General features: G+C 39.7%; 9 protein-coding genes. 2 read left to right on the top strand and 7 right to left on the bottom strand.

What is annotated here, in order from left to right; genetic code table 11:
- Positions 1 to 36 precede the first annotated feature (36 nt).
- The 5 genes from F927_RS11330 to basE all read right to left on the bottom strand — a co-directional run bounded on the left by F927_RS11330 (position 37) and on the right by basE (position 7,266).
- Positions 37 to 1,629, bottom strand: a complete 1,593-nt coding sequence (locus F927_RS11330; protein ID WP_005084756.1) for an ATP-binding cassette domain-containing protein — start codon at positions 1,627 to 1,629, stop codon at positions 37 to 39.
- Positions 1,626 to 3,236 (bottom strand): ATP-binding cassette domain-containing protein, encoded by a 1,611-nt coding sequence (locus F927_RS11325; protein ID WP_005084754.1) that lies wholly within the window; start codon positions 3,234 to 3,236, stop codon positions 1,626 to 1,628. The genes F927_RS11330 and F927_RS11325 overlap by 4 nt, the downstream gene beginning before the upstream one ends.
- Before the next feature lie 244 nt (positions 3,237 to 3,480).
- Positions 3,481 to 4,632 carry a histidine decarboxylase gene (locus tag F927_RS11320; RefSeq protein ID WP_005084750.1) on the bottom strand — a complete coding sequence of 384 codons (1,152 nt, stop codon included), beginning with the start codon at positions 4,630 to 4,632 and terminating at the stop codon, positions 3,481 to 3,483.
- A 117-nt stretch (positions 4,633 to 4,749) separates the two neighbouring features.
- On the bottom strand, positions 4,750 to 5,619 hold the full coding sequence (locus F927_RS11315) for an isochorismatase (RefSeq protein WP_005084747.1): 870 nt from the start codon (positions 5,617 to 5,619) through the stop codon (positions 4,750 to 4,752).
- An 18-nt stretch (positions 5,620 to 5,637) separates the two neighbouring features.
- Complete coding sequence (basE, locus tag F927_RS11310; RefSeq protein ID WP_005084745.1) at positions 5,638 to 7,266, bottom strand: (2,3-dihydroxybenzoyl)adenylate synthase BasE; 1,629 nt, start codon at positions 7,264 to 7,266, stop codon at positions 5,638 to 5,640.
- 173 nt (positions 7,267 to 7,439) lie between these two features.
- Between basE and F927_RS11305 the strand changes: the two genes are divergently transcribed.
- Both F927_RS11305 and basC read left to right on the top strand, forming a co-directional pair.
- Positions 7,440 to 10,406 carry a condensation domain-containing protein gene (locus F927_RS11305; RefSeq protein ID WP_017394388.1) on the top strand — a complete coding sequence of 989 codons (2,967 nt, stop codon included), beginning with the start codon at positions 7,440 to 7,442 and terminating at the stop codon, positions 10,404 to 10,406.
- Between the two features lie 35 nt (positions 10,407 to 10,441).
- A complete protein-coding gene (gene basC, locus F927_RS11300; RefSeq protein WP_005084742.1) occupies positions 10,442 to 11,752 on the top strand; it encodes a putative histamine N-monooxygenase in 1,311 nt (436 codons plus the stop codon).
- Positions 11,753 to 11,816: 64 nt separating this feature from the next.
- Here the strand turns inward: basC and F927_RS11295 are convergent, their stop codons facing one another.
- Both F927_RS11295 and F927_RS11290 read right to left on the bottom strand, forming a co-directional pair.
- On the bottom strand, positions 11,817 to 14,102 hold the full coding sequence (locus F927_RS11295; protein ID WP_017394389.1) for a TonB-dependent receptor: 2,286 nt from the start codon (positions 14,100 to 14,102) through the stop codon (positions 11,817 to 11,819).
- Between the two features lie 87 nt (positions 14,103 to 14,189).
- Complete coding sequence (locus tag F927_RS11290; protein ID WP_005084737.1) at positions 14,190 to 15,158, bottom strand: siderophore ABC transporter substrate-binding protein; 969 nt, start codon at positions 15,156 to 15,158, stop codon at positions 14,190 to 14,192.
- Positions 15,159 to 15,160: the final 2 nt, after the last annotated feature.

Raw genomic sequence — 15,160 nt, 5'->3', positions numbered from 1 at the left:
CTAAGCACTGCACAAGACTCAGGGGTTGAACATTAATTAAGTCAGGTCGGTTAAAGTTAGGGTTTCGGTTGGTTGCCAAATCGTTGCATCACGATGGGTAACGAAAATAACGGTAGAAGACAGACTACGAATTTCGGCAACAATTGCTTGCTCAGTCTTTTCATCTAAAGCAGAGGTCGCTTCATCTAGTATTAAAATTGGCGCATCTTTGAGTAATGCGCGGGCAATCGCGACACGTTGACGCTCTCCTCCTGACAATGCTGCACCTTGTTGTCCGACTGATTGATTGATCCCTTCTGAACTACGATCAATAACCGTTCCCAATTCCACCCTTCTCGCCACAGTTTCCACTTCTTCTGGGCTGGCGTCAGGTTTTCCCAGCCTAATATTTTCCACGAGGCTTCCCGTGAATAGAATCGGCTCTTGCGTGACATAAGCAATGTTTGCGACCAAATCCTCATCATTCATTTGATCTAAAGCTATTCCACCAAATGTAATTTTTCCTTTTTGTGGATCATCGAACCGCATCAACAATTCTAATAATGAACTTTTACCACTCCCACTTGGCCCTGTTACCCATACTCTACTCCCGAATGGAATATCAAAAGTAATATGTTTAAGTGCAGGCGCATAACTGATGCTTTTTATCGAAATATCAAAACCAACAGGAGTTTGAGCTTGCAATGGCTTAGGTAACTCTGGTGGATGTGTGATCTGATTAAAGTTTCGTAAGGACGAAAGCAAATCGTTGATATGCAATCCTGCCACGGCGAGTTCAGCTAAAGGGGCTGACGCACGTCCGATCAATATCAACAGTGCCAGCACTAGCGCAGCATTAAGACTACCTGTCAGTACGAGAAAGATTGCCATCCCAGCAATAGGTAAAACACTTGCAAAGGTTGCAACAAAATTTGCAAATGCTGCAGCACGATTAATACGAAATAACGTCTCTTCTTGTTCTTGCCAACGATGCTCAATTCGTTGAACCGCACCGACTGGACCTGCTGCTGTTCGCAATAACTCAATATGATCCACCAACTCTAAAGTTGCTTGCGAAGCAGCTAAATCAACACGATTACGTTTTTCATCAGTACGCATCAGTGAACGTTGCGCAAGGAATTGTGCCAATAACGAGAGCAAAACCAAAACCAAAGCAACCAGTGCAGTTCGTAACCCCGCAAGTAATGCGATTCCAACCAATAAGAACAACGGCATAAATGGCGCATGTAAAAATGTTTGCAGTTGATGTGCAGGAACGCTCATAAATCCAGGTATTCCCTGACCTGCCATCGCCGCAACTTGAGTTCGCTGTTCATTGCTAAACCAAGAAAGTTTGGCACGAGCTAAAGATCGACCCAATTCTTCAAATAAATCTCCAGCCAAACGAACACCAGTAAGAAAACCTGCACGAGTAACCATCACTGTCACCAAAATAGCGACAATTGCACTAATTACAACGCCTATAGGAGACCAGTGATACACCATAGCAAATGCAAGTACGGTATAAGCAATTGCTTCAATTGCTGCAACAAAAACCCATCCCATTCCAACAGCAATTAATTTATGTCTGGCAGCAGGTGGGAGCTTTGAAAAAATCTGTTCATGGTTTAATTTAGCTACAGTATTCATAGAGTTCTCCCTGCATCATTGATTGCATCAAGCACTAACCTACTGTCTAAACCAGCAGCCAAAGCTAAATCATGTGTGACAATGACAATCGTTTTATTTTGTTTTTTGGCGAGATCATTTAATTCAAGCATTAACCTCTCAGTATTGGCATCATCTAGTGCACTTGTTGGTTCATCTAATAAAATAACCGATGCTGATGATAAAAATGCACGAGCAATGCCAATACGCTGTTTTTCACCACCTGAAAGTAAACTTGCATCTGCATCCAGATCGACTTTTAATTGAGCCTTGAACAACGCCTGTTCAAGCTGTTCATCAGTTGCATCAACTGCAGATAAAACCAAGTTTTGTCTGACTGTAGTTGCTAATACATCGCCACCTTGAGGGATAAATAAAATCTTTTGATGTCGCAACGTTTCATGTAATTCAGATAAGTCCGTTTCTGCAACTCGGACAACACCTTTTTCTAATACCGCTAAACCAGCAAGTGCTCTCAGAAGTGTTGTTTTTCCAACACCACTAGGTCCTGTAATTGCCGTGATTGATTGAGGTGGGAATGAATAACTCATTTTCTCAAACACAGATTGACCATCAATAACAAAGCTTGCCTCTACAATTTCAAGAGGGGCATTGCCTTTAAGCTGTTGAATATGTCCCGATGGGAGCGTTGGTTCCTTTAGAAATAGAGCTAACCGAGTAGCTGCTGCTCGTCCAGCAGCCACATAATCCAGTCCATGCCCTAAGCGCAATGAAGGTGTCACGATCGCCAGACTAAAAAAAAGTATTGCAGCCAATGTCATGCTGTCATATTGATAAGCTACAAGATATGCAATTGCAAAAGTTGCAACGGCCTGTAATAAGGCTATTGCCACAGCAGCAAGTGTTGCCACTTTGCTTACCCAAGAAACCATATTCTGAGTAAAATGTTGTGCAGACTGAGTATAGGCGGTTAAGGCACCAGACTGTTGACCATAGATTCGATTATCCCGTATACCACGCGCATAGTCATCAGCAGCCGCGATAATATCGAGCATAACTTGCATCCGCGCAGCACCATCTCGTTTCGATACATGGGGTACCACAATCAAATAATACAGGGACGCTATAGCACCGGGTAACAACACCCAAAGGGCCATTGGACCAACCAATAGCAACAGCAAAACAATTGAAGCCACAGGAATCACAACAAAAATTGCAATCTCTGAAGGTAAATGCGCCACCATATGATGTAAGGTCGCAATATCATCTGAAACTAAACGCTTTAATTTTTGATCACCTTGCTTGGCAAGTGTCGTTGCAGGCAAACGAGTAAGATGATGAACCACTTGACGGCGTAAACGAGCTGAAAATCCAGCTTCAGCATCGTGTACTAGCCAAGAAGAAAGTCCTGCGAATACTGCACCAACACCCCAAAACGTAACAGAAAAAATGACCCAATAAGCAGACAAATTACCAATGAGTTGCATCATTCCCCATAGTGCAGTTAGCATCGCTAAACCTGAAAGCACAGCAATTAAAGTTCCGATCAATAGTTTAGGAAATGCAGGTTTTAGTGCAGGGGCTAAAGATGGCTCTGTCATCACCTGAGATAACTTTAAATCACACATATTCAGCTCGCTTGATACTGAATAAAATAACCGCATTCTGAATGAGTTTGTCGTTGCCTCCATCCTCATGCATTCCTATTTTCATCCTGAATAATAAAGATATTAAAACGTCATTGAATAACTGTTTTTTTAGAAGATTTAATTGCATAAATTATTTCCTAGCGGTGCTATCCGCGTATTATTAGATGATTGGCTCTAGCTAAAAATAAAGATTGATTCGATCAGAACATATTCGTAGAGACGATTAAAAACCAACAGTACGTTTCGATGCGCCTTGAAGATCAAAAATGACGTCGTCAATTAAGCGATCAATCTGTCGAGTGTCACGATGGTGTGCTGTGGTAATTAAATGAGCTACATTTCCAGAAGTGGCCAGATAATGCTTCTTCCATACGCGCTCTGAAGGACATGGAAAAACCACAGTGATTGAATTGGGATTTCGCCAAGCTTGGATGCCCACAGCTCGGAAGCGATCAACTGCATACTGTGCCATTTTCAAGCAATGTTGAACTCTTTGCCGTCTCTGTAAAAATGTTTGGCTTCGAATTGCAGCCCACATAAGTAAAACCGTGTGTCCATTACGCGAACCACTAATCGTTTGATCACGAGTGGAGATATAGTCGACATCTACTGCAATACGTCCTACATTTTGACGTTTTGCCACGACAATGCCGCAAGGGATAGGTGAACCAATCATTTTATGACCAGAAACACAAATCGAGTCGACTCCATCAGCAAAAGAAAACGCCTGAGGATGATCAACAAAAGGTAAAATCATGCCACTAAGTGCAGCATCAGCATGGATATAATAATCTTGCCGCAAAAATCCAATTTGCTCTAATCGCGTTTGAATCAGCCCAATATCATCGATAGCACCTGTCATGGTTGTTCCAATATTGGCAAAAATAATGGGGTGCTTTTCTTTTGAGGTTTGGATTTTGTTGATCAAATCATCATAATTCATTTCACCATTATCTAATGACTCGATCACACAAGATTTCATTTGCAATAATTTAGCAATTTTCAAAACTGAATAATGCGTATCTTTTGAATAGTACAATGTGGCATCTGGGAATAACTCTCGTGCCAGATAGCACCCAAACATATTGCCCTCAGTCCCCCCATTGGTTACATATCCCCAGCTTTCTTCAAATGGAATTTGAAAAAACTCAGCAAAATAGCGCATAACATCCTTTTCAAAATCAAAGGAATTTAGGGCATAGTTACTGTCATCTTTCCAATCACCACAATTATTGATAGAGAATTTGAAAAACCGAAATAATGAGGAATAATCGAAATCTGCAGACTCAGGATAGCCAATATTAAAATATTGATGCTTCAAACAATAATTCCAAAAGTTTTCGATTCGGTCTTGATCAGCAGGCGATAAAATCATTTTTTGCTCCGTTGCTATGACGATTACAAGTCGTCTAAGGAGTCGCTATCAAAGATGTAAATTTTGTATATAAATTTAGCGACTAGGATTTGCCTCGTACCACATAAATCCAATCATTTATCCCGCAATCCTTTGCCTTGCATCAACCAATGACCACCAATTTGATAAGGTGGGCGTGCGTCCTAATTCTTCAAAACTAATATTGATTCCCTGTGCTTTGAGTTCCGAAGAAAACTGCATAATTCGTAATGAGTCCAATCCATAAAGAATCAGATTTTCTTCTGGATCTAATTCATCTTCTTCAATGAGCTGCTGGACTTTTTGCTCTAACCAAGGTCGTGTAATACCTGTTGCCACATGCCCCACTACAGATTCGGTATCCATGACTTGACCACAACGTGAAGATACATATTGCAATGCCAAACGGTGTTCTTCTTCTGAAAAATCGGCAACTGCATCTCCGACTAAAAATGGTTGTATATCACTCATGAAAGCTTCAACAGCTGTGATCATGCAACCAATATGTGCATACACACCACCAATAATGAGCTGATCACGGTTCCAATGTTGCATTCGCTCAAGCAAGTCTGAGCGTTTAAAAGCACTGTAACGCCACTTGGTTAAGACAATGTCTTGTTGATCTGGAGAGAGTTGATCAATAATTTTCTGCTGATCAATTGTAGAAGCTGGCAAACCAGGTCCCCACATTGCATTCAGTAATGCGCGATCTTCAGCTGATTGCTCATAAGGCTGTGCGGTGTAAACAACTGGAATATTGTGATGATGTGCCCAATTTTTTAATTGAATCAGATTATCAATCACTGTTTTAATCAACTCACTTTCAACATCATAAAAATTCAAAAAGTAACGTTGCATGTCATGAATTAATAAAACCGCTCTAGCTGGATCTAATTGCCAATCTGTTTTGTTATTTGGATAACTCTCTGGTTGAGGCATGAGATAGGTCGAAATTTTTGAAATAGCCATATGCTGCTCAATATTGATTTAAGATGTTATAGATGTATTTAAAATAGTGCGAAGTTGTTTTTTATCCACCTTACCTACGGCGGTAAGTGGCAAACTTTCAATGAATTGGATCTGGTCTGGAAGCTTATATTGTGCAATACCCAGCTCCATGAGATGACGCCTAAGCATGACGGCTTTGAGTTCAGGAGCACGAGAAACAATGAATGCACAGCTCTTTTCACCAAATTTCTCATCGCTGATTGCGACCAGTGCTGCATGAACAACATCGGGATGTAAAAGCATCAATTCTTCTACTTCTTCTGATGCAATCTTTTCACCACCGCGATTGATCTGGTCTTTAATCCGCCCTACTACACGCAAATTACCATCAGGAGTACGTTGAACAAGATCACCTGAGTAGTAATATCCGTCTTGATCGAACACCTGCCGATTGTGCTCAGGACTTTGATAATAACCACAAAAAGTATAAGGTCCACGAGTTGCAAGCATGCCAACCTCTCCCTCTGGAACCTCCCTAGACTGATCATCAACAATTTTGATTTCATCATCAGGACTGATTGGACGTCCTTGCGTGGTGAAAACTTGTTCATCTGTATCATCTAATCGGGTGTAATTAACCAAGCCCTCTGCCATTCCGAAGACTTGTTGTAATTGACAGCCCAAAACCTTAGGCACTTGACGTGCTAAAGATTCTGGAAAACTTGCACCACCAACCTGAAGCAAAGCCAAAGATTGGATTTGAGACTGATACTGAGGTGCTTTTTCCAACCACATAATGACAGCACTAGGGACTAAAGATGCCATATTGACTTGATGTTGTTGGATCAGTGCAAAGCAATTTAACGGTTCAGGATTAGGTGCCATCACAACACATCCTCCTGCATGTAAAACACCCAATGCACCTGGTGAACTCAACATAAAATTATGGGGTGCAGGCAGTGCACACAGTAACCGAGTAGCTGGGCTTAAACTACATATCTCAGCACTGGCTCTCACACTATAATCATAGTCATTATGTGTACGTGGAATCAGTTTCGGTGTTCCTGTGCTTCCACCTGATAGTTGAAAAAATGCAACCTCATCCGCAGCCGTAGGCGCAATATCCACAACGCTTGTCGCTGCGGTTTCAATCCATTCAATCAAGCTAAAATCAGTCGGCTGATGATTAAGCATGAGAACGATCTCAGGCGCTAAACAATGCTCATGAAGTGCATCAATAAAATGATTATTACGAAAAACTTCGTGCTGCCGTGAACCAATTAAAAGCTTGGGTTGAATTTGCCTAACAAATGCATTCAGCTCATATTGCCGATGACTATATAATGCATTTAGTGGTACAACACCAACCTTAAGCAATGCAAAAAAGACAATATAAAATTCAGCCACATTAGGAAGCTGTACCAAAGCGGTATCAGCTTTACCCAAGCCATTTTCAGCCAATCGCGAAGCCAAATTGCTTGATAGCTGATCTAACTCAGCATAACTAAACTGTCGTTCACCACAAATCACCGCAGGTGAATGTGGATGCAACTTAGCACCTACCGTCAAAATTCGCGTTAAAGGTTGGTCGATCCAGTAACCTTTGTTTCGATAACGCTGCGCCCTCTCCTTGGACCAGTAAACAAATTCAATCATCTGATTTTTCATATCATTCTAAATATTCAAAAACTGGTTTAATGGTTATCAAGCTATTGATTTTGTATACATTTCAATTTTTCTTAATTACTAAAATATAGTTCTAATCTATATCGCAGTAAAAGAAATACATTGAGACAAAACAAACGATCTGTTTTCTGCATCTAATTAAAAATGACTATCAAATGCAACTGGTAATCATTTTCATTTGTTTGTATGATGCTAAAACAAGATTAATTTGTCAACCGAGTTATCGTTCAATGTGTGAATTAACTTCGATGCAAGCTGCCTGCTGGTTTGGGCGGTCTACTAGTACTGATTTAGGTGGGGTTTCAGCCCATCTTTATGCTGAATTTGATGGTCAAATCATCGATCTACAAAAATTAAATTTAGCCATTCAAAGGCTTTATCAAGAACACGACCTGCTACGGTTAAATTTAAGTGTCGATGGCATCCCAAACATTATGTCTGAGACTCCCCATGCGATATTAGAAGTCGAAGATTTTTCGATGCTAAGCGAAAATAAACTTGAGCAAGCGCTGTTGCAAAAACGTGAGCAATGGACACATCAAAAACTAGATCTAAGTAATGGTCAAACCGCAAGGTTTTCTATCAGTGTATTGAAGAATGGGCATTTTCGTTTTCATATTGATACCGATATGATCGCAATTGATCCATCAAGTTTTCGTCGGCTGATGGAGGATCTATCGTTATTCTATGAAGATCCAGACATATCATACGTTCCACCCCCGAACTTTTTTGAATGGCATCACCAAACACGTACAGATCCCGATCTTAAAAAATTAAATCAACGAGATCGGTTATGGTGGAAACAGCGCTTACCCAATATGACTCCTGCGCCATCACTACCTATCACTCATGAAAAATTAGAAACAGCAAAAAGTTATCGTTTAAGTACATGGTTACAGCCTGAAATCCGCAAAGCGTTACAACAACTGGCACAAAAACAGCACATTACGATCTCTAATCTAATATTAGGGTTATTTGCATATACGCTTGGAAATGCGACCCAAGATCAAGCGTTTAGATTAAACATTCCAACCTTCTGGCGTGAGCCTATTTTAAAAAATATCGAACGGAGTATTGGTGATTTTGCTAATTTGGTAATCCTTGATGTTCACATGGAGCAAGCAGATAGTTTAGCAACACTGTGTAAGCAAATAGCAAATCAAATGCTCGATTTACTCGAACACTCGCATTATCCAGGTGTCAACATCCTACGTGATTTATCACGTTATCATGGACGTGCTGAACTTGCGCCAGTGGTATTTACAGCAGCACTCGATTTAGCAGATAGTGATTTATTTTCTGAACGTGTACATCGGGTTTTCGGTGAAATGAATTGGGTCATTTCACAAGGTCCTCAAGTTGCGCTTGATGCTCAAGTTGTCAATCTCAATGGCGGTATTTTAGTCAACTGGGATATCCGTTTGGATCACTTGCCCAAAACATGGATTAGCAGTTTATTTGAATCTTTCAGTGATTTACTTAGAAAGCTTGCAGCTGATCCTGAACAGCTTCATATCCCAATCACCGCATCAGAACAGCACCCAAAATCACATATAACATCGGTAAAACCACTAAATGCCTTACAACAAGCGTATTTATTAGGTCGTACTCAAACACTTCCGCTAGGGGGGGGCGCTATGCAAGAGTTTCGTCAATATCATGGCAACATGGATATTGTTTTATTAAGACAACGTTTAATCGAAATGGTACGGCGACATGAAAGCCTACGCACGCATATTGATAAAAATAAATTAACTCAATATCTAAGTGACCAAATTACAGTTAATCTAAAAGAAATAGATCTGCGGGCGTTATCGCTAGAACTCGCTTTTGATCAAATAGAATCTTATAAACATCAATATACACATGATCTCTTCGACTTAAACCAATCACCATGGAATATCACGGTCTTTTTATTAGAAAATAATCTATTAACGATTTTTGTTCGCTTTGATGCATTAATTTTAGATGGTCGATCTATTGCGACACTGATGTTAGAACTATTTGATGGTCAACAATATGATATTGAAACACAAACGCTAGAACATGAAATAGTCCATAACTCGTCTAAACAGCAATCTGATTTAAGATATTGGGAAGAAAAATTTTCCAAATTGACTGATATCCCACAACTTCCGTGGACGACCCCATTACAACAATTGATGACATCGCGTTACCAACGTAAAAAGCTAATCATTTCAAAAGATCAATTTAAAAAATTGTCCAAAATTGGAGCCAAACATTCACTGTTTAAAAACTCAGTCATTATGTCTGTCATTTTACAAGTGTTGTCTCATTGGAGTACTAATCAGGCGTTATGTGTTGCTATTCCTACCTTACCTTTATATACGGGGCCATTTGTAAATAGCTCCACATTTATTGCTGTGGAATGGAAATATACAGCGCAATTTGTTCAACAAGCCAATCAATTACAAACAGAAATATTAGCGGGTTTACAGCATCTATCATTTTCCGGTGTTGATCTCGCCCGACTCCTATTTGAAAAAACAGGTAAAGTCCCTGTATTACCTATCGTCATTACCAATGGTTTATCTTGGTCGGTACTGCCAGAATCACATGCTATTCAACTACAGGAAGGGCTTACTCAAACACCCCAAGTTGCAATCGATATCCGTTTTAGCACAGGAAATGATGAGACTTTAGTCTTCGATATTGATTATGCCGAAGATGCGCTTTCAGCAGAGATGATTGATGACTTTTTACATATGCTTCAATCCGCTATCTACCAAATCATCGACTCAAACATTTTTACATTTGATTTGACTGAGTTTGTTACTGCGCTTCAAAGCAACAGGCAATATTTCAAGAACAATGTCGCTCAATATCAATACAACTCACTTCAGAATAGTACAGTAAAGACAACTAAACAACGTCATCAACTATTGCAAATCTATTTAGAGGCATTGGGTCAATCTAATAATGACATAACCGATGATTCGATAAATTTCACTCATTTAGGACTTCGTCCACAGCATCTAAAGATCATTTCAAAGCGCATTCGTGAAACTTACGCGATTCAGCTTTCACCTGCTCAACTTATTCATTGTCGAAACATTTCAGATGTAGAAAAACTTCTCGTATCCCATTCACCCGTATTTTGAACATTAAACTTAGTGGAATTATATAAAGTATACTCATGAAAAATATAGATATTGCTGGAATTGGTATTGGACCATTCAATTTAGGATTAGCGGCTCTACTTTCACACCACCCTGAGATAAAAAGTATATTTTTGGAGCGTAAGCCAGAGTTCCGTTGGCATGAAGGATTACTTTTACAAGGTACCACCTTACAGGTTCCTTTTTTTGCTGATCTAGTCACCATGGCTAACCCTTGCCATCCATTAGGTTATATTAATTACTTACATCAACATGATCGTTTACATCAGTTTTATTATTACGACAGTTTTTTAATTCCTCGACGTGAATATGATCATTATTGTCGTTGGGCTTCAAAACAATTACCAGCTTGTCGATTTGGAGAAAACGTCACTGATGTTGAATATGACTCAAAGCTCGATAAATTTATTATAGAAAGTGAATCAGCCTCAGGCGAAAAACAAAAATATATCAGTCAAGATTTAGCGATTGGTATTGGGACTAAGCCTCGAATTCCTACGTGGCTTGAAACATGTAAACACCCTTTGGTAAAACATTCCGCGGAGTTTGCACAAATTCAGGAACAGCTTAAACAGTGCAAGCAAGTCACAATCATAGGTTCTGGCCAAAGTGCGGCAGAATGTGTACTTGCGCTATTTAATGCACTGACTCCAGAACAAGTCGAGGCAGGTGCATCTATTCGATGGGTGACACGCTCAGCAGGTTTTCATCCGATGGAGTATTCCAAACTTGGACAAGAGTGTTTTACACCAGCATATATGCAATATTTCCAAAGCCTACCTAGAGCAAAACGTCGTGACATAGCAGCCAGTCAGGGACTTATCTATAAGGGAATTAGTTTCTCGACCATCGGGGAGATCTATGACGTTCTCTATGAACGTTCCGTCGGCGGGAAAAAATCTGGACTAAGCTTATATTCAAGCTGTGAAGTTGAGTCAATCGAACAACTTGAATCAGGTTCTCTTCGTTTAACCTGTCTACATACTCAACTGAATCAACAGTGTAGTTTTGAAACTGATGCACTGGTTGCAGCGACAGGCTATGTCCATGATTGGCCTGAATGGTTTGAAAATATGAAAGGTTCTGTTTTAGCTGTTGATGAACAACAAGATTGTATTGTTCAAGAAGACTTCACAGCTTCACGCTGTGATCAGGGACAAGGGAGAATTTTCATTCAAAATGCTGAGATTTTTCAACAAGGTGTTGGCTCACCTGATCTAGGGATCGGTGCAACACGAAATTCAGTGATTATTAATCAGTTGTTAGGACGTAGTGCTTATCGAATTCCTAAACAGTCTTCTTTCCAGCACTATGGTTTACCGAGATAAAATATGAATATCATAAAAAAACCCGCGATTGCGGGTTTTTTATTCGTTTGAAGATTACAACAAATTAAAAGTCATATGATACAGATAGAATATACGTTCTTGGTGCGCCTAAAGCCAAATTCGATAGTTTAGGCATTCCCCAATAAGCTTTATTGGTCAAGTTATTGATGTCTGCTCTAAAAGTAATAGGATGATTTGAGATTGAGGTTTTATATCGTGTACCGACATCAATCAACGTGCGACCTGGAATATGCAATGTGTTTTCTTGATTGATATACTGTTTTGAAACAGCTGTTGCATTGCTAGATAAAGTTAAAACGCCTTGTGCAACTTCGCTATCCCATTCAACGCCCAATTTCCCTTGTGTTTTAGGGACACCTATGGCCATATTTCCTTCATTGCTTTGGATTGCTGTTTTAGTCACTTCAGGTTCGATATAAGATGCCCCCCCCATTAAACGTACATTTTCAATTGGCGAGCCAAAGAAGCTCCATTCAACTCCTCGATTACGCTGCTCTCCTCCAGATGTATATATATTAGTCACTAAATCAGTATAAGCACTTGGTTTTTTGATTTCAAACAATGACAAAGTATGTGCAAAAGTACCTTGATCAAACTTCACACCAAGTTCTGTTTGCTTCGTTTTGTAAGGTGCAAATATCGTTGGATAGTTTGCCGCAGTAAGGGGGGCTGCATCACCTTTGGTTAAGCCCTCGATATAGTTTGCATAAATCGAAACGTTATCTGTCGCTTTAAATAGAATTGCGGCTCCTGGTGTCGTTGCATTCTTTTTATATTTAGTCAAAGTCGATGTCGGTACAAACAAACTACTACTTTCCACCGCTTGATAACGTACACCTAAAGTTAACTGTAAGCGATCTTCAATAAAAGATAAGGTATCCGCCAAACCATAACTATTTAATTGCAATTCAGAATTAGATATTAGAGGCGTATTAAAAGGAACAGCTTTTCCCCAAATTGGATCATAAAGATTAGTCGTCCATTCAGCACCTGCCACATTTCTTACCCCATAATCATCTTGATTATGTTTGTAATATGTCGCATTGACTACCCATTCATGTCCTACAGCACCTGTATTAAATTTTCCTTTCAACCCCACATCGGCAGACTTTTTATCCACATCAAATGCCAGTTGACCAATATTTGTTTGGAATGTTCCAGTGTTATCTAAAACAGTTGCTGATATCGCACCATTATATTTATATTCTGTTTTACTTTGCCCATAGCTTACATACCCCATCACGTTGTTGGTAAGATCATATTCACCGCGTATCATCGCTCCCTTGTCTTTAATGTCAACAAAAGACCAATCTGGATTAAGTAAAGTCTCAGGTTTAGGTGGTTTTGGAATCGCAATATCTTTTCCAAGATTAATACCTCGTGTTACGCCATCAACTCGATCTTTGGCTGTATAAATATCTGTCGAAACTCGCGCACGATCACCACGCCAATCCATTCCTAATGAAAATAACTCTGTTTTCAAATCCTGCTTTTCTACTGGTCCAGAGCCATCTCGATATACCGCATTTGCTCGCACACCGAATTCTTTGTCCGCACCAAATCGTCGTCCAACATCTAAATGCCCACCAATCTGAGAATCAGACATATATGTCGTAGTCAAACGGGTTAATGGTTCATCCGTGGCACGTTTGGTCGTGAGATCAACTGTCCCACCTATAGAACCTGTTGGTGGCATGCCATTAAGTAGTGCAGATGGGCCTTTAAGTACATTTACTTTTTCAAACATTTCAGGTGAAGTTCGATAATATGGGCTTATACCAAACAATCCATTCATAGACATATCACTCGGGCTCGACTCAAAGCCACGGATATAATAGTTTTCACTCCAGCCACCACTTGCCCCATTGGTGAACACTGATGGATCCGTTTTCGCAATCACACTTGTTATATCTTTTGCCTGTTTATCTGCGATATATGTATCCGTATATGCAATGGTATTAAATGGATTTTCCGTAAAGGTTTTATCACCTAAAAAACCCAATGAGCTTTTAGATGAAACCTGCCCACCTGCGTAATGATCTTCTTGTTCGGCTTTTACAGTAATGATCGGTAACGATGCGACATTCGACTGAGCATTTTGTTGTTGGTCAATCCCCTTTGTCGAGACATTTGCCACATCAGCATGCGCATTTGATGCACAGATCATAAAGACTGTGCCCAATGCATAACCAAATCGTAACGCCATCCTTGCAGAGGCAATACCATTTAATGCAAATGAATGTTTTTTAAATATTTTACGATTTTCAGTTTCTAAATTACGGTTATATATAACATTATTCATTTGAAGACCTTTAATGTTGTGATTCATTGTTCTATGTACCATCTACTTGAAATACCAAGTAAAATAGTGAAAACTTATGCTTTTAAAATCTTATTCAGCTATTCTTGATGCAGCTTATTGGTAGCCTTTTTTCACGTCATCCATCACTATTTTGAGTGAGGTTGGGCTTGCAGCGGTGGTGTACCACGCATCCGCATCGACAAAAATAACGCGACCATTTTTCCAAGCCTTGGTTTGACGTAATAATGGATTCTCTACAGTTGCAGCATTAATTGTTGAGCGACGTTCCATCACGGCAGTTCGATCGACAATGTAAAGAATGTCTGGATCTGCTTGTTTAATAAATTCGCTCGAAATCGGCTGTCCATGCAAACTTGTATCTTTAGCCTTACTCGCTGGCTTTACCCCAAATGCATTAAAAACAAAGCCATATCTAGACTGAATACCAAAGTTGCTAAAAGCACCATTATTATGTAAAACGACCAGTGCCTTCTCAGGACGGTTGGCAGTCACTGACTGTACTTGCTTCACTTCCGCATCAAGTTCCAATGCTTTCTCACGAGCCAAATCTTCTTTATTGAATATTTGACCTAAAGTCATCAAATGATCTTTAACGAGATTGATATGATTACTCTCACTATCATTAAAATTAATGTCGTAATGAATAGTTGGAGCGATCTTAGATAACTCCTGATAGTGATTAACATGCAATGGTGTCATCAAGATCAAATCTGGTTTAAGTGCATAAATTCGCTCCATATTAGGCTGTACAATTGCACCTAAATCTTGAATTTGCTTATCACTTTTATACTTTTCCAGAAAGTGCGGAACATAATCTTTTGGCATCCCTAGGATCGGGATGTTTAATTGATCCAGAAAGTCAGCTTCATTCATATCAAGTACAGCAACACGTTGCGGAAGATAGTCAACGACTGTACTTCCAAGCATATGCTTCACCGTGATCGGTGCTGCTAACTTCTGTACATTTTGGGGAGTATCAGCAGCTTTTTGATCGCATCCTTGTAATGTTATAGCCGCTGTTATGATTAGGGCTAAACCCCAATACTTTCTTTTCCAGTTCATCT

It is taken from the genome of Acinetobacter haemolyticus CIP 64.3 = MTCC 9819, from assembly GCF_000369065.1.
Taxonomy (GTDB): Bacteria; Pseudomonadota; Gammaproteobacteria; order Pseudomonadales; family Moraxellaceae; genus Acinetobacter; species Acinetobacter haemolyticus.
The sequence above is the reverse complement of the archived record's forward strand: the minus strand, read 5'-3'. Positions and strand labels throughout refer to the sequence as shown.